This is a genomic window from Streptomyces kronopolitis (genome assembly GCF_050953795.1).
Taxonomy (GTDB): domain Bacteria; phylum Actinomycetota; class Actinomycetes; order Streptomycetales; family Streptomycetaceae; genus Streptomyces; species Streptomyces kronopolitis_A.
This window is the reverse complement of sequence record NZ_CP191850.1, coordinates 3781362-3801307: the sequence shown is the minus strand read 5'-3', so window position 1 is coordinate 3801307 and position 19946 is coordinate 3781362. Positions and strand designations below refer to the sequence as shown.

The window sequence follows — 19946 nt, the reverse complement described above, 5'->3', positions numbered from 1 at the left end:
CAAAGTGGAGAACTTGATCGCGCTGCTTGTCGCGGCACCGCTGGTCGGTGCGGCCCTGCTGCTGTGCGGCGGCACACGACTCGACCGCGCCGGCCATCTGATCGGCACGCTGTTCTCGGTGGCGTCGTTCGCCCTCGGGGTGGTGCTCTTCGCCGACATGCTCGGCAAGGGGGCCGGGGACCGTGCCCTGCATCAGCAGCTGTTCAGCTGGATCCCGGTCGGCGGCTTCCGCGCCGACATCGCCTTCCAGCTCGACCAGCTGTCGATGACCTTCGTCCTGCTGATCACGGGTGTCGGATCGCTGATCCACATCTACTCGATCGGCTACATGGAGCACGACGAGCGGCGCCGCCGCTTCTTCGGCTACCTCAATCTCTTCCTCGCGGCGATGCTGCTGCTCGTCCTCGCCGACAACTACCTCCTGCTGTACGCCGGCTGGGAGGGCGTCGGCCTCGCCTCGTACCTCCTCATCGGCTTCTGGCAGCACAAGCCCAGCGCGGCCACCGCCGCCAAGAAGGCGTTCCTGGTCAACCGCGTCGGCGACATGGGCCTGTCCATCGCGATCATGCTGATGTTCACGACGTTCGGGACCTTCGCCTTCGGCCCGGTGTTCGCCGCCACCGGCCGCACCGGCCAGGGCACGCTGACCGCCCTGGGGCTGCTGTTGCTGCTGGCGGCCTGCGGCAAGTCGGCACAGGTGCCGCTGCAGTCCTGGCTCGGTGACGCGATGGAGGGCCCGACCCCGGTCTCGGCCCTGATCCACGCCGCCACGATGGTCACCGCCGGCGTGTATCTGATCACCCGCTCCGGGGCGATCTTCAACGCCGCGCCGACCGCCCAGCTGGCGGTCGTCGTGGTGGGCGCGGTCACCCTCCTCTTCGGTGCGATCGTCGGTTGTGCCAAGGACGACATCAAGAAGGCGCTGGCCGGCTCGACGATGTCGCAGATCGGGTACATGATCCTGGCCGCCGGGCTCGGCCCGATCGGCTACGCCTTCGCGATCATGCATCTGGTCACCCACGGCTTCTTCAAGGCGGGCCTCTTCCTCGGCGCCGGTTCCGTGATGCACGGGATGAACGACGAGGTGGACATGCGCCGTTACGGCGGTCTGCGGAAATACATGCCGGTCACCTTCGTCACCTTCGGCCTCGGCTATCTGGCGATCATCGGCTTCCCCGGGCTGTCCGGCTTCTTCTCCAAGGACAAGATCATCGAGGCGGCGTTCGCCCGGGGCGGCACCGAGGGCTGGATCCTCGGCGGCGCGGCCCTCCTCGGCGCCGCGATCACCGCCTTCTACATGACCCGGGTGATGCTGATGACCTTCTTCGGGGAGAAGCGCTGGGACCCGGCCGAGGTGCATCCGCACGAGTCGCCCAAGGTCATGACGCTCCCGATGATCGTGCTCGCCTTCGGCTCGGTCTTCGCCGGCGGGCTGTTCAGCATCAACGAGGCGTTCGTGAAGTGGCTGGAGCCGGTCACCTCGTTCGCCCACGGCCACTCCCCGGTCAGCGCCACCACCGTCACCGCCGCCACCATGGTGGTGCTGGTCATCGGGGTCGGCATCGCCTGGGGGATGTACGGCCGCAAGCCCGTCCCGGCGCTCGCCCCGCGCGGTTCGCTGCTCACCCGGGCCGCCCGCCGCGATCTGCTCCAGGACGACTTCAACCACGTCGTGTTCGTCCGCGGTGGCGAGGAACTCACCGGCACCCTCGTCCGGCTCGACCGCTCCGTGGTGGACGGCGCGGTCAACGGCACGGCGGCCGCGATGGGCGGGCTCTCCGGGCTGCTGCGGCAGTTGCAGACCGGGTTCGTGCGTTCCTACGCGGTCCAGATGCTGGGCGGCGCCGCCGTTCTCGTCGCCGCGACCCTGCTGATGAGGGGTGTCTGAGCCATGTCGTTTCCCCTGCTGACGGTGGTGGCCGCGGTGCCGGCGGCCGGTGCGCTCGCCACCGCCGCGCTGCCCGCCGCCAGGCGCACCGCGGCCAAGTGGCTCGCGCTGCTGGTCTCGGTGGTCACCTTCGCGCTGGCGCTGGTGGTCGCGTTCCGCTTCGACCCCGGCTCCAAGAGCCCCTATCAGTTCACCGAATCGCACGCCTGGATCAGCGACTTCGGCGTCCGCTACGCACTCGGCGTGGACGGCATCGCGGTCGCCCTGATCGCCCTGACCACCCTGCTGATCCCCTTCATCATCCTGGCCGGCTGGCATGACGCCGACCCTTCCCCAAGCTCTCAGCTCCGTTCGAGCAGGGGAGGCCCCAATGAAGAGGCCACGCCCAACTATCACTGGAGGCCCACCCAGGGCTTCTTCGCGCTGATCCTGGCCGTCGAGGCGATGGTGGTGATCTCCTTCGAGGCCACCGACGTCTTCGTCTTCTACCTCTTCTTCGAAGCCATGCTGATCCCGATGTACTTCCTCATCGGCGGCTTCGGGGACCGGGCCGGCGGCGACGACGAGGACGGGGCCGCGCGCCGGCGCTCGTACGCCGCGGTGAAGTTCCTCCTCTACAACCTCGCCGGCGGGCTGATCATGCTGGCCGCGGTGATCGGGCTCTACGCCGTCACCGCCGACCAGCTCGGCAGCGGCACCTTCTCGCTCCAGCAGATCGTCGAGGCCCGGGCGGCCGGCCGGCTGCACATCGGCACCGGCACCGAGCGGCTGCTCTTCCTCGGCTTCTTCTTCGCCTTCGCGGTGAAGGCGCCGCTGTGGCCGCTGCACACCTGGCTGCCCGGCGCCATGGGCGAGTCCACCTCGCCGGTCGCGGTGCTCATCACCGCGGTGGTCGACAAGGTCGGCACCTTCGCGATGCTCCGCTTCTGCCTCCAGCTCTTCCCCGAGGCCAGCAGCTGGGCGACGCCCGTGATCCTGGTGCTCGCGCTGATCAGCGTGCTCTACGGCGCGCTGCTGGCGGTCGCCCAGCGGGACATCAAGCGTCTGATCGCCTACGCCTCGATCTCGCACTTCGGCTTCATCATCCTGGGCATCTTCGCAATGACCTCCCAGGGCCAGGGCGGCGCGACGCTCTACATGGTCAACCACGGCATCTCGACCGCCGCGCTGATGCTGGTGGCCGGCTTCCTGATCAGCCGCCGCGGCTCCCGGCTCATCGCGGACTACGGCGGCGTCCAGAAGGTCGCCCCGATCCTCGCCGGCACCTTCCTCATCGGCGGTCTGGCCACCCTCTCGCTGCCCGGCCTGGCACCGTTCGTCAGCGAATTCCTGGTCCTGGTCGGCACGTTCAGCCGCTATCCGGTGATCGGCATCATCGCCACCCTCGGCATCGTGCTCGCCGCGCTGTACGTCCTCGTCCTCTACCAGCGGACGATGACCGGGCCGGTGAAGCCCCAGGTGAGCGGCCTGCCCGACCTCCGGGTGCGGGAGCTGGTCGTGGTGGCGCCGCTGATCGCGCTGCTGCTCTTCCTCGGGGTGTACCCCAAGCCGCTGACCGACCTGGTCAATCCGGCGGTCGACCACACCCTGTCCGTCGTGGACAAGAAGGATCCCAAGCCCACTGTGCAGGTGGACGCCGTGCCCGGCGGAGGCCGGCACGGCCACGCCGTGCGTGATCAAGACGTGGAGGCCGCGAAGTGAGTTCCGTGGCAAGTGTCCACAGCCTGTGGACGGTGGCGGCCGGCGCGCCGGGCAAGATCCCGGCACCGCACATCGAGTACACCGAGCTGTCGCCGACGCTGATCGTCCTCGGCGCGGCGGTGATCGGCATCCTGATCGAGGCGCTGGTCCCGCGCCGCAACCGCTACTACTCCCAGCTGCTGCTGTCGCTGGTGGCGCTGGCCGCCGCGTTCGCCGCGGTGATCGGCCTGGCGGCCGGCGGCTTCGGCTCGTCCAAGGCGCACATCGCCGCGATGGGCGCCGTCGCCGTCGACGGTCCCGCGCTGTTCCTCCAGGGCACGATCCTGCTGGTGTCCCTGATCGCCGTCTTCACCTTCGCCGAGCGCCGGCTCGAACCCGCGGCGCACGGCGAGGGCGCAGCCGCCCGGACGAAGGCGGGGGCCCGGGGGCGGGTGGACTCCTTCGCCGCCGAGCCCGCGGCCGTCCCCGGGAGCGCGGCCGAACAGGCCGCGGTCAAGGCCGGGTTCACCACCACCGAGGTCTTCCCGATCCTGCTCTTCGCGGTCGGCGGCATGCTGATCTTCCCGGCGGCCAACGACCTGCTGACGCTGTTCATCGCGCTGGAGGTCTTCTCCCTCCCGCTGTACCTCCTGTGTGCGCTGGCCCGCCGCCAGCGGCTGCTGTCCCAGGAGGCCGCGGTGAAGTACTTCCTCCTCGGCGCCTTCTCCTCGGCCTTCCTGCTGTTCGGCGTGGCCCTGCTCTACGGCTACGCGGGCACGGTGACCTACGCCGGGATCGCCGAGGTGGTCTCGGACGGCGCCAAGCAGATCGATCCGGCGCTGGCCGGCACGATGGGCAATGACGCCCTGCTGCTGATCGGCGCGGCACTGGTGCTGATGGGGCTGCTGTTCAAGGTCGGCGCGGTCCCGTTCCACATGTGGACCCCGGACGTCTACCAGGGCTCCCCGACCCCGGTCACCGGGTTCATGGCGGCCGCCACCAAGGTCGCCGCCTTCGGCGCGCTGCTGCGCCTGCTGTACGTCGTCCTGCCGGGCCTGCGCTGGGACTGGCGGCCGGTGATGTGGGGCGTCGCGATCCTCACGATGCTGGGCGGGGCGATCGTCGCCATCACCCAGACCGACATCAAGCGGCTGCTGGCGTACTCCTCCATCGCGCATGCCGGCTTCCTCCTCGCCGGTGTCGTCGCCACCAGCGAGGACGGCGTCTCCTCGGTGCTCTTCTACCTCGGCGCCTACTCCTTCGTGACGCTCGGCGCCTTCGCCGTGGTCACGCTGGTGCGGGACGCCGGCGGCGAGGCCACCGCGCTGTCCAAGTGGGCCGGGCTCGGGCGGCGTTCGCCGCTGGTGGCCGCGGTCTTCGCGGTGTTCCTGCTGGCCTTCGCCGGCATCCCGCTGACCTCCGGGTTCGCCGGGAAGTTCGCGGTCTTCAAGGCGGCGGCGCAGAGTGGCGCGGGCTGGCTGGTGGTGGTCGGTGTGCTCTCCTCCGCCATCGCCGCGTTCTTCTACATCCGCGTCATCGTGCTGATGTTCTTCAACGAGCCGAAGGCGGACGGCCCGACCGTCGCGGTGCCCAGCCCGCTGACGACCACCGCGATCGCCATCGGGGTGACCGCCACCCTGGTGCTCGGCCTGGCGCCGCAGTATTTCCTCGATCTGGCCGGCCAGGCCTCGGTCTTCGTGCGCTGAGCACAGTGGCCCGGCGGCACGGCGACGGCCGCCGTCCGGAACCCTCGGGGGGCTCCGGGCGGCGGCCGTCGCCGTGCGGCGCGCAGGTCAGCTCTTGGGCATCTGGCTCGGCAGCTGCGGCATGTCCGGGATCTTCACGCTGCCGTCGCCGGACTTGGTGTACTTCTCGGTGGGGCCGTTCTTCCAGTCGACGGTCAGGGTCTTGCCGTCCGTGCCGGGCTTGAGGGTGCCCATGGTGCGGGTGGTGTCCCCGTCGGTGCACTTGAGGGCGGCCATGGCCATCCCGCCCATCTCCTGGACCTTGCCCAGGCAGGCGGCCTGGTGCCCGTTGCTGAAGGCGACGGTGCCCTGGCTGATCACGAGGACCAGCGGCTTGGCGGCCGAACCGGACTTCCAGGCCCCCTCGACCGCGCCGGCGCCCGCGGACTTGCCGCCGCTTCCCGGAGTCGACGGCGCATCCTGCGGCGCCTTGCTCGGCTTGCTGTCGCTGCCGGTGTCGCCGCTGCTTCCGCAGCCGCTGAGCAGCATCGCGGCGATGGCGGCCGCCCCGGCGATCTGCGCTGCCTTGCGCACGTACGTCTCCTAGGTCGTGGGTCAGGGTGACGTGAGGCTAACAGCGGCCCCGGCGGCCCTTCGAGCCGTGCGCACGATTGCGGCGGCGCCGGTACGGAGTTGGTGTGGGGCTGTGACGTGGAGGTGGACGGAAGGGGAGAAACGGGAGAGGGGGCGGCACCCGGAAGAGGGCGGCCCCGGGACGTCAGCTCCCGTCCGCTGCCGACTTGTCCGCCCGGACCGCGCGCCCGACCGCCTGCGCCGTCCAGATCTCCTGCGCGAAGTGCTTCATCGCCCGGCGTGCGGTGCGGTGGTCGCGGCCGGGCAGGACCGTGCGGTCCAGGCCGGCCGCCGAGACCAGCGCGCCGAGCAGCCGGCCGCGGCGGTCCGGGAACCCCGCGGCCGCCGCGGCCACGAAGCGTTCCCGGGCCGGGCCGAGGAGGTCGACCGCCCCGGCCGGGAACCGCTCGTACCGGAAGAGCCCCGGCGCCCGCCGGGGCTCCCTGCGCAGTGCGCCGCGCTCCACCAGCCGCCGCAGGCACAGCTCCTGGACCGGCCGGCCGGAGCGCTGCACCCAGCGCTCTGCCGCCACGCCCCGGCGCTGCTTGGCGGGCACCGGCAGGGCCGCCGGCGCGCCGTCCGGCACCGGATCGCCCGGCGGCAGCGGATTGACCACCGTGATCCGGTTGCCGCGTTCCCCGGCGATCCGCCCCGCCTCCGCCAGCTCGGCCAGCGCCGCGCCGGCCGGCCCCCACCGCAGATACCGGGCGTTGGCCAGGGGCCGGCCGCGCGCCGGGTCGTGGGCGAGCAGCAGCAGCTCCTCGGCGACGGTGAGCGGCGCCGCGGTCATCCCGCGGGCAGGATGCGGCCGGTGACCTCGCCCAGCCCGATCCGGGACCCGTCGGGGCCGGGCGCCCAGGCGGTGAGGGTGACCTCGTCGCCGTCCTGGAGCCAGGGGCCCTTGCCGCGGGTGAGTTCGAGCAGGCAGCCGAGCTGGTCGGGGTCGGGCCCGGAGACCGTGCCGGAGGCGAACAGGTCGCCGGTGCGCAGCGAGGCGCCGTTGACCGTCATGTGGGCGAGCTGCTGGGCCGCCGTCCAGTACATGGCCGAGAAGGGCGGCCGGGAGACGGTCTCGCCGTTGATCCGCACCTCGATCCGCAGGTCGAGGCCGCCCGGCTCGGCCGCCGTGTCGTCGAGGTAGGGCAGCAGCGGGAAGTCCCGGGCGGGCGGCGGCGTACGGGCCTCGTCCAGGGCGTCGAGCGGGGTGATCCAGGCGGAGACGGAGGTGGCGAAGGACTTGCCGAGGAACGGGCCGAGCGGCACGTACTCCCAGGCCTGGATGTCGCGGGCGGACCAGTCGTTGACCAGGCAGACGCCGAAGACGTGCTCCCGGAAGGAGCCGAGGCCCACGGGCTCGTGGAGCGTGGAGGGCGTGCCGACGACGAAGCCGACCTCGGCCTCGATGTCGAGCCGGAGGGACGGGCCGAAGGACGGCAGCTCGTCCTCGGGGGCCTTGCGCTGGCCCTGCGGCCGGACGACCGGGGTGCCGGTGGCGACGACGGTGCCCGCCCGGCCGTGGTAGCCGATCGGCAGATGCTTCCAGTTGGGGGGCAGCGCCGCGCTGTCAGGGCGGAAGATCCGGCCGACGTTGGTGGCGTGGTGCTCGCTGGAGTAGAAGTCGACGTAGTCGGCGACCTCGAAGGGGAGGTGCAGGGTGACCTCGTCCAACGGGTGGAACAGCGGCGCCACTTCGCCGCGGTGCGCGGGGTCGGTCACCGCACTGCGGACGGCCGCGCGGATCTGCTGCCAGACGGGCCGGCCTGCCGCGAGCAGCGGGTTGAGGGTCGGCGCCGCGAGGAGTTCGGCGTGCGGGCGGATGGCGGCGGGCAGGGCGCTCGGCAGCGCGCTCAGGTCCAGCACCCGGTCGCCGTAGCGGACGCCGATCCGGCGCCGGTCGGGGGCGTCGGCGGTGCTGAAGACGCCGTAGGGGAGGTTGTGCGGGCCGAAGGGATCGCCTTCCGCCAGGTCGAACGGGCTCTGCTCGGGCATGGACAGCTCCTCGCGTGCGTCGTCGCCGGTGGGCGGCCGGGCCCGGTGGCCCGCGGGCCGTGGGGCCCGTTGATCAGAGTACGGCCGGGCACCCGCCGCCGGGGCGGTTGGGGCGCGACGGCGCAGATGCGTAGGAAGAGCGGGGCTCATCGCGCCGTTCGTCGCGCCCCGCGCCTCGGCAATGTCCGGAAAAGCCTTGCTGCACTGCGCAATTCGGGCCTAGCTTCCTTTCCTGGCGCGGGCCGGGGAGGGACCGTGCCGTTGGGGGGACACGTGGTTCGCAGTGGCGCACGGCTCGCGGTCGACCGGAGCGTTCCGGGGCTGATCGTGAAGATCGGCTCCTACCCCCTGCACCACGGCGGTGTGGGGGCGATCCGCACGCTGGGGCGGCTCGGGGTGCCCATGTACGCCGTCACGGAGGACCGCTGGACGCCCGCAGCCGCCTCCCGCTACCTCCGCGGCCGCTTCGTGTGGCCCACCACCGGGCGCGAGGAGCCGGAGCGCCTGGTGGCGGGGCTGCTGCGGATCGGGCGGCGGATCGGCCGGCCGGCGCTGCTGATACCCACCGACGAAGAGGCGGCGGTGCTGACGGCCGAACACGCCGAGGCGCTCGCCGGGTCGTTCCTCTTCGCCCGCCCGGCCCCCGGGCTGCCGCGGCGGCTGGCCAGCAAGCAGGGGCTGCACGAGCTGTGCACCACCCACGGGGTGCCCTCGCCGGCCGCCGTCTTCCCCGGCTCGTACGCGGACATCGAGGCGTACGCGGGGCGGGCGCGCTTCCCGGTGGTGGCCAAGAACCGCGAGGCGTTCGTCCGCCGCGCGCGGCCCGCCGTCACGGGCACGACCCGGATCGCCGGGCCGCGGCAGCTGCTGGACCTGGCGCGGGACTGGGGCCCGCGCCCCGGAGTGATCCTCCAGGAGTACCTGCCGCAAGAGCACGCCGAGGACTGGGTCGTGCACGGCTGCTTCGCCGCCGACGGCGCGCCGCTGGCGCTGTTCACCGGCGTCAAGGTGCGCTCCTGGCCGCCGCATGCCGGCATGACGGCCTGCGCCCATGTCGCCGACAACCCCGAACTCGCCCGGATGAGCGCCCGGTTCATCCGCCGTATCGGCTTCGCCGGCATCGCCGACCTGGACTGGCGCCTGGACCGCCGCGACGGCCGGTACAAGCTGCTGGACTTCAACCCGCGGATGGGCGCGCAGTTCCGGCTCTTCGAGAACACGGCGGGGGTGGACGTGGTCCGCGCCCAGCATCTGGCGCTCACCGGGCGCCCCGTCCCCGAGGGCGCCCAGCGCCCCGGGCACCGCTTCGTCGTCGAGAACGTCGATCTGCCCGCGCGCTGGGCGTACCGGCGCGGCGGCCGCCGCCCCCCGCACGCCCCGGCGCCGGCCGCCGGTACCGAGCTCGCGTGGTTCGCCGGCGATGACCCGCTGCCGTTCCTGACGATGCTCGCGCGCTCCGCCGGGCCGGGCGCCAGACATCTGATGCAGCTGCGGCGGGCGGGCCGCCGGGCGGGTGCCCAGGCACCGATCGAGCAAGGGGAGGGACCGAATTGAGCACTCCGGTAGCGGTGATCGGGGCCGGGCCGTACGGCCTGTCGACGGCCGCGCACTTACGGGCGCGCGGCCTGCCGGTGCGGGTCTTCGGGCAGCCGATGGTGAGCTGGCGGGAGCAGATGCCCGCGGGCATGCTGCTCAAGTCGACGCCCGCGGCGTCCGGCATCGACGCCCCGCAGCCCGGCCACGGCCTCGCGGACTTCTGCGCGGCGACGGGGGAGGGGCCGTTCGCTTCGGACTGGGACCTGGTCCCCGTCGAGGCCTTCGTGCGGTACGGGCAGTGGGTGCAGCGGCGGCTGGTCCCCGACCTGGAGCAGGTCCGGGTGGTCTCGGCCGACCGGCGGGCCGACGGCTTCGAGCTGAAACTGGACAGCGGGGAGCAGGTCGGGGCGCGGGCGGTGGTCGTCGCCACGGGGCTGAGCGGGCTGGCGCACCTGCCGCCGGAGCTGGCCGCCGCGATCCCCGACGGCCCGTCCGCCACCGGACCGGTCTCGCACAGCTCGCAACACCACGACCTGTCCGCGCTGGCCGGCCGGTCGGTGGCCGTGATCGGCGCCGGGCAGTCGGCGCTGGAGAGCGCGGTGCTGCTGGCCGAGGCGGGGGCGGAGTCGGTGCGCGTGGTGGCGCGCGGCCCGGCCGCGGTGGGCTTCGGGGTGCCGCCGGACCGGCAGCCCCGCCTGCGGCCGTCCTCGCCGTTCGGCAACGCCTGGTCGCTGCACGCGCTGTCGTACCACGCGGGCGCCTTCCGCCGGCTGCCGGTGCCCGCCCGGCGCTATCTGGTGCGCCGGGTGCTCGGCCCGCTGGGGGCGTGGTGGCTGCGGGACCGCTTCAGCGGCCGGGTGCAGGTCACGCAGGGGCGGCGGATCGTGCGGGCCACGGTGCGCGAGGGCCGTCCGGTGCTGGCGCTGCGCGGCGCCGACGGGCAGGGCGGGGAGCTGGCCGCCGATCATGTGCTGGCCGCGACCGGCTACCGGATGGACCTGGCGGCGCTGGACTTCCTGGGCCAGGGGCTGCGCACCGAGATCGTGACGCGGGCCGGCGGGCCGCTGCTGGACGCCGGCTTCCGCTCGTCGGTGCCGGGGCTGTATTTCACGGGGCTGCCGGCGGCCGCCTCGTTCGGGCCGGTGATGCGCTTCGTGTGCGGCACCGACTTCGCCTCGCCGCGGCTGGCACGGGCCCTGGCACGGGCGTACGGGTGAGCCGGGGGCCCCGGGCGGACGGCCCGGGGCCCGCGACGGCGACGGGGCGGGAGCGGTCCCGGGATGGCCGAAAACGGCAGGCCGCCCGCCGGTATTCGGCTCTCCCGTCACGGCGGTGACGGCGGCGGGCGGGGACCGCGCGCGGGCCCCGCCGACCCCCGCGCTCCCGCCCCGCGCGCACGTCAACAGGCGGGGCCCCACGCACCTGCGAGGGGGGTGCGGTGCTTCCCGGGCGGTTCGGGGGGCGGGCGCTCACGGTGATCGAACTGCGACCGGATACGCTGGCCAACGGTGGAGACAGCGACAGATCGACATTCAGTTTGATCGTCAGCAGACAGGAGTACCCCTCGTGACCGTCGTCGGGCCCTTCGGGCTGAGCGTGCGGGACCAGGCTCTTGAGGCCGATGTCCAGGCCGGGTTGGCGGCTGTCGAGGAGGGCCTGCTGGAGGCCACCAAGAGCGACGTGCCGTTCATCACCGGATCCGCGCAGCATCTCGTGCGCGCGGGCGGCAAGCGGTTCCGGCCGCTGCTGGTGATGCTGGCCGCGCAATTCGGTGACCCCTACAGCCCCGGCGTGGTGCCCTCCGCGGTGGTGGTGGAGCTCACGCACCTGGCGACGCTCTACCACGACGACGTGATGGACGAGGCGGACGTGCGCCGCGGCGTGGCCAGCGCCAACGCCCGCTGGGGCAACTCCGTCGCGGTGCTGACCGGCGACTTCCTGTTCGCCCGCGCCTCGCACATCCTCGCCGACCTCGGACCGGACGCGGTCCGCATCCAGGCCGAGGCGTTCGAGCGTCTGGTGACCGGCCAGATCCTGGAGACCGCCGGACCGCGCGACGGCCGCGACCCCATCGACCACTACCTGGACGTCCTCGCGGGCAAGACCGGCTCGCTGGTCGCGGTCGCGGGGCGGTTCGGCGCGATGATGTCGGGCGCCGACGAGTCGACCGTCAACATCCTCACCCAGTACGGCGAGCGGCTGGGCACCGCCTTCCAGTTGGCCGACGACGTCCTGGACATCGCCAGCGACTCGCACGAGTCGGGCAAGACGCCCGGCACGGACCTGCGCGAGGGCATCCCGACGCTGCCCGTACTGCGCCTGCGGGCACGGGCCGAGAGCGCCTCCGGCACGGCCGAGGACCGCGCGCTGGCCGAGCTGCTGGCCGGCGACCTCACCGACGACGCCCGGCACGCCGAGGCGCTGGCCGGGCTGCGCGCCCACCCGGCGCTCGAAGAGGCCCGGAGGGACACCGTCCGCCACGCCGAGGAGGCGCGCGCCTCGCTGGCGCCGCTGCCGGCCTGCACGGCCAAGGCGGCCCTCGAAGGCCTCTGCGACGCGGTCGTGCACCGGGCGGGCTGAGCCCGTTCCCGGGGCCGCCCCCGAGGCCCGTTGTGCCATCCCCTAGGGAGCGATCAGACTCCCGGCGTACGGAGTTCCCGCGTGAGGTGACCCGGTGTCATACCTCAGCAGTACGACAAGTTGCTCCCGCGGGCTGACGTGTGGCGCCGGACGATTTGGTGAGATGGAAACCACCAGAGCGCGGCGGACGGGCCACAATGAGCCCAGGGGTGGACGAGTGGACAGCGCAACAACCGCCGCATACGACGGAGGTAGGGCAGATGCCACGCAACGAACCGACAGAGGGCACCGACGGCTGGGACGGGGAGGGCTCCGCCAGGCGTCGTAAGGCGGCGCGGTATGCCGTGCCGGTCGCGGTGGGGGCGGTGGCGGCGGCCACGATCGGGCTGGTCCCGGCGTTCGCCGGCTCGGGCTCCCCGGACCTGCCGAAGATCTCGGCGCAGGACCTGATAGCCAAAATGGCCAAGTCGGACGTCCAGCAGCTCTCCGGCACGGTCAAGGTCAGCACCGACCTCGGCCTGCCGTCCCTGCCGGGCGGCGCGGGCGGAGCGGGTGCCTTCGGCGGACAGAAGGGCGGCGACGGCGGATCCGCCGAGCCGCAGAGCAAGCTGATGGAGCTGGCGTCCGGGACGCACACCCTCCGCGTGGCCTCCGACGGCCCCGAGAAGCAGCGGGTGTCGATCATCGACAAGGCCGCCGAGTACAGCCTCGTCCACAACGGCGACGAGGTGTGGGGGTACGACAGCAACAGCAACACCGCCTTCCACCACACCGCGCCCGCGACCGGCGCGCACGGCAAGCGGCACGCCCCCGAAGAAGTTCCCCCGGGTCTGAAGAACGCCACCCCGCAGGACCTCGCGAAGCAGGCCCTCCAAGCGGCCGGCGACACGACCTCGGTCACCGTCGACGGCACCGCGAAGGTCGCCGGGCGGGACGCCTACCAGCTGCTCATCAAGCCCAAGCAGTCGGCCTCCACGGTCGGCTCGATCCGGGTCGCGGTGGACGCCGACAAGGGTGTGCCGCTGAAGTTCACCCTGACCCCCAAGAGCGGTGGCGCGGCCGCCGTCGACGTCGGTTTCACCAGCGTCGACTTCGCCAAGCCCGCCGCGAGCACGTTCTCCTTCACCCCGCCCAAGGGTGCCAAGGTCGTCGACGGCGGCGCGGCGGACGCCAAGGCGCACCGCCCGCACGGCAAGGACGGGGTGGCTCCCAAGGACATGAAGGCCGTCACCGAGGAGATGGGCGGGATGAACGTCCTCGGCAAGGGCTGGACGTCGATCGCCACGGTCAAGGGTGAGGGCTCCGGTCCGGCCTCCGGCAAGGACAAGGACAAGTCCAAGGCAGCCGGCGGTCCCGCGGCGTTCCTGGACAGCATCGGCGACACGGTGCACGGCTCGTTCGGCTCCGGCAAGGTCTTCAGCACCCGCCTGGTCAACGCCCTGGTCACGGACAAGGGCACGCTCTACGTCGGTGCCGTCGACAAGCAAGCCCTGATCGACGCGGCCAACGCCGCCAAGTAACGGGCCCCGCAGCCCTCGCGGGCCCGCCGCGCCGTCCCTCCCGGGGCGTCGCGGCGTGGCCCGCGGACCCATTCGTACGAGGTGGGGGAGCCAGCCGATGCAACCGCCACCCGCCCCACGGACGCCCGCCCCACGGCCGGATGGTCCGCGGCCGGACGGTCCGCGGGCCGAAGGGACCGGTCCGGGGCGTGCGCCGGCCGGGGACCCGGCGATCGAGACGCGGGGGCTGACCAAGGCCTATCGCGGCGGCCGGCTCGCCGTCGACGGCCTCGATCTGGTCGTGCCGCGCGGCAGCGTCTTCGGCTTCCTCGGCCCCAACGGCTGCGGCAAGACCACCACCATCCGCATGCTGATGGGCCTGATCGGGGCGACGGCCGGCAGCGCGCGGGTGCTGGGCGCACCGATGCCGTCGGCCGGCCGCCGGGTGCTGCCCCGGGTCGGCGCCCTCATCGAGGGGCCGGCGCTCTACGGCTTCCTCAGCGGGCGGGACAACCTCCGGCGGTTCGACGCCGCCGATCCGGCCGCCGACCCCGCCACCCGTGGCGAGCGGGTCGGCCGGGCGCTGGAGCGGGTGGGGCTGGCCGCCGCGGCCGGCAAGAAGGCCCGCGCCTACTCCCTCGGCATGAAACAGCGCCTCGGCCTGGCCGCCGCCCTGCTCCGACCCCGGGACCTGCTGGTGCTCGACGAGCCGACCAACGGCCTGGACCCGCAGGGCATGCGGGAGATCCGCACCCTGGTCCGTGAGCTGGCGGCGGACGGCACCACCGTCTTCCTCTCCTCCCATCTGCTCGACGAGATCGAGCAGATCTGCACCCACGCCGCGGTGATGACCCGCGGCCGGCTGCTCACCCAGGGCACGGTCGCCGAGCTCACCGCCACGGTCCTCGACGCGGGCCCGGGGCGGCTGACGGTGACCACCCCCGATCCGGCGGACGCGATCCGGGTGCTGACCGCACACGGCCTGACCGCCCTGCGCGCCGACGGCGACCGGGTGACGGGCGAACTGCCGCCCCCGCACCCGCCGCGGGAAGCGGGCGGTGGCGGGGCGGCGCCGGAGCTTGCGGATCTCAACGCCGCACTGGTGCGTGCCGGGGTGCGGGTCCGCGGCTTCGGCACCGAACGCGCCTGCCTGGAGGACATCTTCGTCCAGCTGACCGGGGAGGGCTTCGATGTCGCGGGCTGAGGCGGCGCCGCGCACGCCCCGGCCGCTGTGGTCGCCGGGCCTGCTGCGCAACGAGATCGCCGTGACCTTCCGTCGCTGGCGCACCCTGGCGCTGCTGGCGGTGCTCGCGTGCGTTCCGGTCCTGGTCGGCGTCGCCGTACGGCTCGACTCCGGCGGAGGCAAAGCGGGGGACGGCGGGGGCGGCGACGCCGGCCCGGCTTTCCTCTCCCAGGTCACCCACAACGGCCTCTTCCTGGTGCTCACCTCGCTGGCGGTGACCCTGCCGTTCTTCCTGCCGATGGCCGTCGGCGTGCTCGCGGGCGACGCGATCGCGGGCGAGGCACACGGCGGGACGCTGCGCTACCTCCTGGTCGCGCCCGCCGGCCGCACCCGCCTGCTGCTGGTCAAGTTCGCCACGATCCTGACGTTCTGCCTGGTGGCCACCGTGGTCGTGGCGCTCTCCGCGCTGGCGGCCGGTGCGCTGCTCTTCCCGCTGGGGGAGGTCACCCTGCTGTCGGGCACGTCCGTCTCCTTCGGCGAGGGGCTGCTGCGGGCGCTGGCCGTCGCCGGGGCGGTGGCGCTGTCGCTCGTCGGGGTGGCCGCCATCGGCCTGTTCGTCTCGACGCTCACCGGCAGCGGGATCGCGGCCATGGCGACCACGGTCGGCCTGCTGATCACCGTGCAGATCCTGGACACCATCCCGCAGTTGCAGGCCGTCCAGCCCTACCTCTTCCCCCACTACTGGCTGTCCTTCGCGGACCTGCTCCGCGACCCCGTCTACTGGGACGACGTACAGAAGAACCTCGGTCTGCAGGCGCTGTACTCCCTGGTGTTCGGCTCGGCGGCCTGGGCGCGGTTCGCCGGCCGGGACATCACCGCGTGAGGCCGTCGGAGGACTCCGGCGCCGCGGTGCGGTCCGCGGCCGTCTCCGCCGCGGACGCCGCCCGGGCCGCGTCCGCCGCCCGGAGCGCGCCGACCGCGGCCGCCTCGCCCGAGCGGGCCGCGGCGTCGGCCAGCGCCGCCCGCCCCCGCCGTGCGGTCCGCAGCGCGTCCCAGGTCAGCACGGTCAGGGCCACCCACACCAGCGCGAAGCCGGCCCAGCGCTCCGGCGGCATCGCCTCGTGGAAGACGGTGAGCCCCAGCAGGAACTGAAAGGTCGGGGCCAGGTACTGCAGCATCCCGATCATGGTCAGCGGCAGCCGCACGGCCGAGGCGCCGAAGCAGATCAGCGGCACGGCGGTGGCGATGCCGCAGCCCGCGAGCAGCAGCGCCTGGCCCACCCCGCCGGTGAGGAAACCGGCCCGGCCGTGCAGGCCCAGGTAGACCAGGAAGCCCAGGGCGGGCAGCAGCTGCATGGCCGTCTCGGCGCTGAAGCCCTCGATGCCGTCGAGCTTGACGCCCTTCTTGACCAGCCCGTACGTCGCGAACGAGAAGGCCAGCCCGAGCGCGATCCAGGGCACCTTGCCGTAGGCGACGGTCATCACGACCACCGACGCGGTGCCGATGCCCACCGCCGTCCACTGCAGCGGCCGCAGCCGCTCGCGCAGGAAGAGCACCCCGAAAGCGATGCTGACCAGCGGGTTGATGAAGTAGCCCAGCGACGCCTCCAGGACGTGCCCGGAGTTGACCGACCAGATGTAGAGGAACCAGTTGGCCGAGATGACCACGGCGCTGAGCAGGATCAGCGCGAGTTTCCGGGGCCGGCGCAGCAGCGGACCGATCCACGACCAGCGGCGGAGCACCGCCAGGATGACGAGGGCGACGGGCAGCGACCACGCCATGCGGTGGGCCAGGATCTCGGAGGGCGCGGCGGCGTCCAGGAGATGCCAGTAGAGGGGCAGCAGGCCCCACATGGTGTAGGCGGCGACGCCGTAGGCGAGTCCGGCACGCTGATCGCTCCGAGTCGGCAAGGGACCCTCCTGGTGGCGCGTCGTCGACTCTGCGAAGGTAACGCCGCCCGCCCCGTCTGTCATGTGTGTTCCGATATACGGTCATGACAGGCCCTGGAGTGCGGTAACTGAACGGCGACGGGGTGCCCGCGGGGACCGTCCGAAGACGTTCCGTGCGGGCACCCCGCGGGTGCCGTCGCCGGTTCCGGCGGGCGCTTCGGCCCGGGAACCCCTGGTGGACCGGCCGTCAGCCGACGACCGTCCAGGTGTCGTTGCCGGTCAGCAGGGCGCCCAGGTCGCCCTTGCCCTGCTGCTCGATGGCGGCGTCGAGCTGGTCGGACATCAGGGTGTCGTAGACCGGGCGCTCGACGCTGCGCAGCACACCGATGGGGGTGTGGTGGAGGGTGTCGGCGTCGGCGAGCCGGGAGAGCGCGAAGGCCGTGGTGGGGGAGGGGTTGTGCGCGTCGTGCACCAGCACCCCGCCCAGGCCTTCCTCCCGGACGTCGATGACCTTGAGGTCGCCGGTGGCGGGGTCGCGGACCACGCCCTTGGAGCCGAAACCGTCGGGGGCCAGCGCGCCGAAGCGGATGGGCTGGCCGTGCTCCAGGCGGATGACGGCCTCCTGGGCCTGCTCCTTGTCCTTGAGGACCTCGAAGGCGCCGTCGTTGAAGATGTTGCAGTTCTGGTAGATCTCCACCAGCGCCGTGCCCGGGTGGGCGGCGGCCTCGCGCAGCACCGAGGTGAGGTGCTTGCGGTCGGAGTCGACGGTGCGGGCCACGAAGGACGCCTCGGCGCCCAGGGCCAGCGAGACGGGGTTGAACGGGGCGTCCAGCGAGCCCATCGGCGTCGACTTGGTGATCTTGCCGACCTCGGAGGTGGGGCTGTACTGACCCTTGGTCAGCCCGTAGATCCGGTTGTTGAACAGCAGGATCTTGAGGTTGACGTTGCGCCGCAGGGCGTGGATGAGGTGGTTGCCGCCGATGGACAGCGCGTCGCCGTCGCCCGTGACGACCCAGACGGACAGGTCGCGCCGGGAGGAGGCCAGGCCGGTGGCGATGGCCGGGGCGCGGCCGTGGATGGAGTGCATCCCGTAGGTGTTCATGTAGTACGGGAAGCGGGAGGAGCAGCCGATGCCGGAGACGAAGACGATGTTCTCCTTCGCCAGGCCGAGTTCGGGCATGAAGCCCTGCACGGCGGCGAGGACGGCGTAGTCACCGCAGCCGGGGCACCAGCGCACTTCCTGATCGGACTTGAAGTCCTTCATGGACTGCTTGGCCTCGGCCTTGGGCACCAGGGACAGCGCCTCGATCTGCGAGGGCCGCTCCGAGATCGCCTCAGTCATTGATGGCCTCCTTAAAGACCTCCGCAAGCTGCTCGGCCTTGAACGGCATTCCGCTGACCTGGGTGTGCGAGTGCGCGTCCACGAGGTATCGGGCGCGCAGCAGCGTGGCGAGCTGTCCGAGGTTCATCTCCGGCACGATCACCTTGTCGTAACGTGCCAGGACCTCGCCCAGATTCCGCGGGAAGGGGTTGAGGTGGCGCAGATGGGCCTGCGCGATGCGCTCCCCGGCGCCCCGGACCCGGCGGACCGCCGCGGTGATCGGACCGTAGGTCGAACCCCAGCCCAGGACCAGGGTCCGCGCGCCGCTGCCGCCCTCGTCGGCCGGGTCGTCGACCGCCAGGTCCGGGACCTCGACGCCGTCGACCTTCGCCTGGCGGGTGCGCACCATGAAGTCGTGGTTGGCCGGGTCGTAGGAGATGTTGCCGGTGCCGTCCTGCTTCTCGATGCCGCCGATGCGGTGCTCCAGGCCCGGCGTGCCCGGCACCGCCCAGGGGCGGGCCAGCGTCTGCTCGTCGCGCTTGAACGGCCAGAAGACCTCGGTGCCGTCCGCCAGCTGGTGGTTGGGGCCGGACGCGAACTGCACGCGCAGGTCGGGGAGTTCGTCGACGTCGGGGATCCGCCACGGCTCGGAGCCGTTGGCCAGATAGCCGTCGGAGAGCAGGAAGACGGGCGTGCGGTAGGTCAGCGCGATGCGGGCCGCGTCCAGCGCCGCGTCGAAGCAGTCGGCGGGAGTCCTGGGCGCCACGATCGGCACCGGTGCCTCGCCGTTGCGGCCGTACATCGCCTGCAGCAGATCGGCCTGCTCGGTCTTGGTGGGCAGTCCCGTCGAGGGTCCGCCGCGCTGGATGTCCACGACCAGCAGCGGCAGCTCCAGGCTGACCGCCAGGCCGATCGTCTCCGACTTCAGCGCCACACCGGGGCCGGAGGTGGTCGTCACCGCCAGCGCACCGCCGAACGCCGCGCCCAGCGCCGCGCCGATCCCGGCGATCTCGTCCTCCGCCTGGAACGTGCGCACACCGAAGTTCTTGTGCTTGGACAGCTCGTGCAGGATGTCCGAGGCCGGGGTGATGGGGTACGAGCCCAGATACAGCGGCAGATCCGCCTGCCGGCCCGCCGCGATCAGCCCGTAGGACAGTGCGAGATTGCCGGAGATATTGCGGTAGGTGCCGGTGGGAAAGGCCTTGGTCGCCGGTGCGACCTCGTAGGAGACGGCGAAATCCTCCGTCGTCTCACCGAAATTCCAGCCGGCCCGGAACGCGGTGACATTCGCCTCCGCGATATCCGGCTTCTTCGCGAACTTCGCCCGCAGGAACTTCTCGGTCCCCTCGGTCGGCCGGTGATACATCCACGACAGCAGCCCCAGCGCGAACATGTTCTTGCTGCGCTCGGCCTCCTTGCGGGAGAGTCCGAACTCCTTGAGCGCCTCGATGGTCAGCGTGGTCAGCGGTACCGGATGGACGTTGTAGGCCTCCAGCGAACCGTCTTCCAGCGGGCTGGTCGCATAGCCGACCTTCGCCATCGGGCGCTTGGTGAATTCATCGGTGTTCACGATGATGTCCGCACCCCGCGGCACATCGCCGATATTCGCCTTCAGCGCCGCCGGATTCATCGCGACCAGGACGTTCGGCGCGTCACCGGGCGTGAGGATGTCATGGTCGGCGAAGTGCAGCTGGAAGCTGGAGACGCCCGGCAGGGTCCCGGCGGGGGCCCGGATCTCGGCGGGGAAATTCGGCAGCGTCGAGAGGTCGTTCCCGAACGACGCCGTCTCGGAGGTGAACCGGTCGCCGGTGAGCTGCATACCGTCACCGGAGTCACCCGCGAACCGGATGATCACCCGGTCCAGACGCCGGACTTCCTTGCCTTCCCCGCCGGCGCCGGATGCGCGCTGTTCCCCGACAAGCGCTGCATCGGTCTGCTCGGCTGGGCTACTGACCTGGCTGGTCACTGCTTCGGACCTCCCTCGAGGGGTGCGGCGTCCCCGCCGGAGGCAGGGCTCGGGACGTGTCGTACCGACCGGTTGTCCCCTCGCCATCGTACGTGGG

At 72.4% G+C, this 19946-nt stretch carries 15 protein-coding genes; 9 read left to right on the top strand and 6 right to left on the bottom strand.

Annotated elements, in window-relative coordinates:
* The first annotated feature begins 4 nt into the window (after positions 1-4).
* The 3 genes from nuoL to nuoN are packed head-to-tail and all read left to right on the top strand — an operon-like array spanning position 5 to position 5274.
* Entirely contained in the window at positions 5-1888 is a 1884-nt protein-coding gene (nuoL, locus tag ACQP17_RS16685) for an NADH-quinone oxidoreductase subunit L (protein WP_433857000.1), read from the top strand.
* A gap of 3 nt (positions 1889-1891) precedes the next feature.
* On the top strand, positions 1892-3589 hold the full coding sequence (locus ACQP17_RS16680; protein WP_433856999.1) for an NADH-quinone oxidoreductase subunit M: 1698 nt from the start codon (positions 1892-1894) through the stop codon (positions 3587-3589).
* A complete protein-coding gene (gene nuoN, locus ACQP17_RS16675; RefSeq protein ID WP_433856998.1) occupies positions 3586-5274 on the top strand; it encodes an NADH-quinone oxidoreductase subunit NuoN in 1689 nt (562 codons plus the stop codon). The genes ACQP17_RS16680 and nuoN overlap by 4 nt, the downstream gene beginning before the upstream one ends.
* 87 nt (positions 5275-5361) lie before the next feature.
* On the opposite strand, the gene ACQP17_RS16670 is transcribed toward nuoN, so the two are convergent.
* The 3 genes from ACQP17_RS16670 to fahA all read right to left on the bottom strand — a co-directional run bounded on the left by ACQP17_RS16670 (position 5362) and on the right by fahA (position 7875).
* Positions 5362-5847, bottom strand: a complete 486-nt coding sequence (locus ACQP17_RS16670) for a hypothetical protein (RefSeq protein ID WP_433856997.1) — start codon at positions 5845-5847, stop codon at positions 5362-5364.
* A gap of 184 nt (positions 5848-6031) precedes the next feature.
* Entirely contained in the window at positions 6032-6676 is a 645-nt protein-coding gene (locus ACQP17_RS16665) for a GOLPH3/VPS74 family protein (RefSeq protein WP_433856996.1), read from the bottom strand.
* Entirely contained in the window at positions 6673-7875 is a 1203-nt protein-coding gene (gene fahA, locus ACQP17_RS16660) for a fumarylacetoacetase (protein ID WP_433856995.1), read from the bottom strand. Before fahA ends, ACQP17_RS16665 begins: the two co-directional genes overlap by 4 nt.
* A gap of 273 nt (positions 7876-8148) precedes the next feature.
* Here fahA and ACQP17_RS16655 point away from each other — a divergent pair, with 273 nt between their 5' ends.
* The 6 genes from ACQP17_RS16655 (at position 8149) to ACQP17_RS16630 (ending at position 15556) form a co-directional block, all read left to right on the top strand.
* Complete coding sequence (locus ACQP17_RS16655; RefSeq protein ID WP_433856994.1) at positions 8149-9429, top strand: ATP-grasp domain-containing protein; 1281 nt, start codon at positions 8149-8151, stop codon at positions 9427-9429.
* Positions 9426-10628 carry an FAD-dependent oxidoreductase gene (locus ACQP17_RS16650; protein ID WP_433856993.1) on the top strand — a complete coding sequence of 401 codons (1203 nt, stop codon included), beginning with the start codon at positions 9426-9428 and terminating at the stop codon, positions 10626-10628. Before ACQP17_RS16655 ends, ACQP17_RS16650 begins: the two co-directional genes overlap by 4 nt.
* 349 nt (positions 10629-10977) lie before the next feature.
* Positions 10978-11991, top strand: a complete 1014-nt coding sequence (locus ACQP17_RS16645) for a polyprenyl synthetase family protein (RefSeq protein WP_364880281.1) — start codon at positions 10978-10980, stop codon at positions 11989-11991.
* 260 nt (positions 11992-12251) lie between these two features.
* Complete coding sequence (locus ACQP17_RS16640; RefSeq protein ID WP_433856992.1) at positions 12252-13511, top strand: LolA family protein; 1260 nt, start codon at positions 12252-12254, stop codon at positions 13509-13511.
* A gap of 97 nt (positions 13512-13608) precedes the next feature.
* The gene (locus ACQP17_RS16635) at positions 13609-14694 is read left to right on the top strand and encodes an ABC transporter ATP-binding protein (protein ID WP_433856991.1); all 1086 of its coding nucleotides are present in this window, start codon (positions 13609-13611) and stop codon (positions 14692-14694) included.
* Positions 14681-15556: an ABC transporter permease gene (locus tag ACQP17_RS16630; protein WP_433856990.1), complete on the top strand. Its 876-nt coding sequence runs from the start codon at positions 14681-14683 to the stop codon at positions 15554-15556. Before ACQP17_RS16635 ends, ACQP17_RS16630 begins: the two co-directional genes overlap by 14 nt.
* Here ACQP17_RS16630 and rarD read toward each other — a convergent pair.
* The 3 genes from rarD to ACQP17_RS16615 form a co-directional block, all read right to left on the bottom strand.
* Positions 15546-16583: an EamA family transporter RarD gene (rarD, locus tag ACQP17_RS16625; RefSeq protein ID WP_433856989.1), complete on the bottom strand. Its 1038-nt coding sequence runs from the start codon at positions 16581-16583 to the stop codon at positions 15546-15548. The genes ACQP17_RS16630 and rarD overlap by 11 nt on opposite strands.
* Positions 16584-16809: 226 nt before the next feature.
* Positions 16810-17904 (bottom strand): 2-oxoacid:ferredoxin oxidoreductase subunit beta, encoded by a 1095-nt coding sequence (locus ACQP17_RS16620; RefSeq protein ID WP_433856988.1) that lies wholly within the window; start codon positions 17902-17904, stop codon positions 16810-16812.
* A complete protein-coding gene (locus ACQP17_RS16615) occupies positions 17897-19849 on the bottom strand; it encodes a 2-oxoacid:acceptor oxidoreductase subunit alpha (protein ID WP_433856987.1) in 1953 nt (650 codons plus the stop codon). Before ACQP17_RS16615 ends, ACQP17_RS16620 begins: the two co-directional genes overlap by 8 nt.
* Positions 19850-19946 lie beyond the last annotated feature (97 nt).

What these genes read in the sequence shown, in the direction of transcription:
- fahA (WP_433856995.1), bottom strand. Translation starts at nt 7,875, where the DNA reads ATGCCCGAGCAGAGCCCGTTCGACCTGGCGGAAGGCGATCCCTTCGGC.
- ACQP17_RS16680 (WP_433856999.1), top strand. Translation starts at nt 1,892, where the DNA reads ATGTCGTTTCCCCTGCTGACGGTGGTGGCCGCGGTGCCGGCGGCCGGT.
- ACQP17_RS16630 (WP_433856990.1), top strand. Translation starts at nt 14,681, where the DNA reads ATGTCGCGGGCTGAGGCGGCGCCGCGCACGCCCCGGCCGCTGTGGTCG.
- ACQP17_RS16635 (WP_433856991.1), top strand. Translation starts at nt 13,609, where the DNA reads ATGCAACCGCCACCCGCCCCACGGACGCCCGCCCCACGGCCGGATGGT.
- ACQP17_RS16620 (WP_433856988.1), bottom strand. Translation starts at nt 17,904, where the DNA reads ATGACTGAGGCGATCTCGGAGCGGCCCTCGCAGATCGAGGCGCTGTCC.
- ACQP17_RS16665 (WP_433856996.1), bottom strand. Translation starts at nt 6,676, where the DNA reads ATGACCGCGGCGCCGCTCACCGTCGCCGAGGAGCTGCTGCTGCTCGCC.
- ACQP17_RS16640 (WP_433856992.1), top strand. Translation starts at nt 12,252, where the DNA reads ATGCCACGCAACGAACCGACAGAGGGCACCGACGGCTGGGACGGGGAG.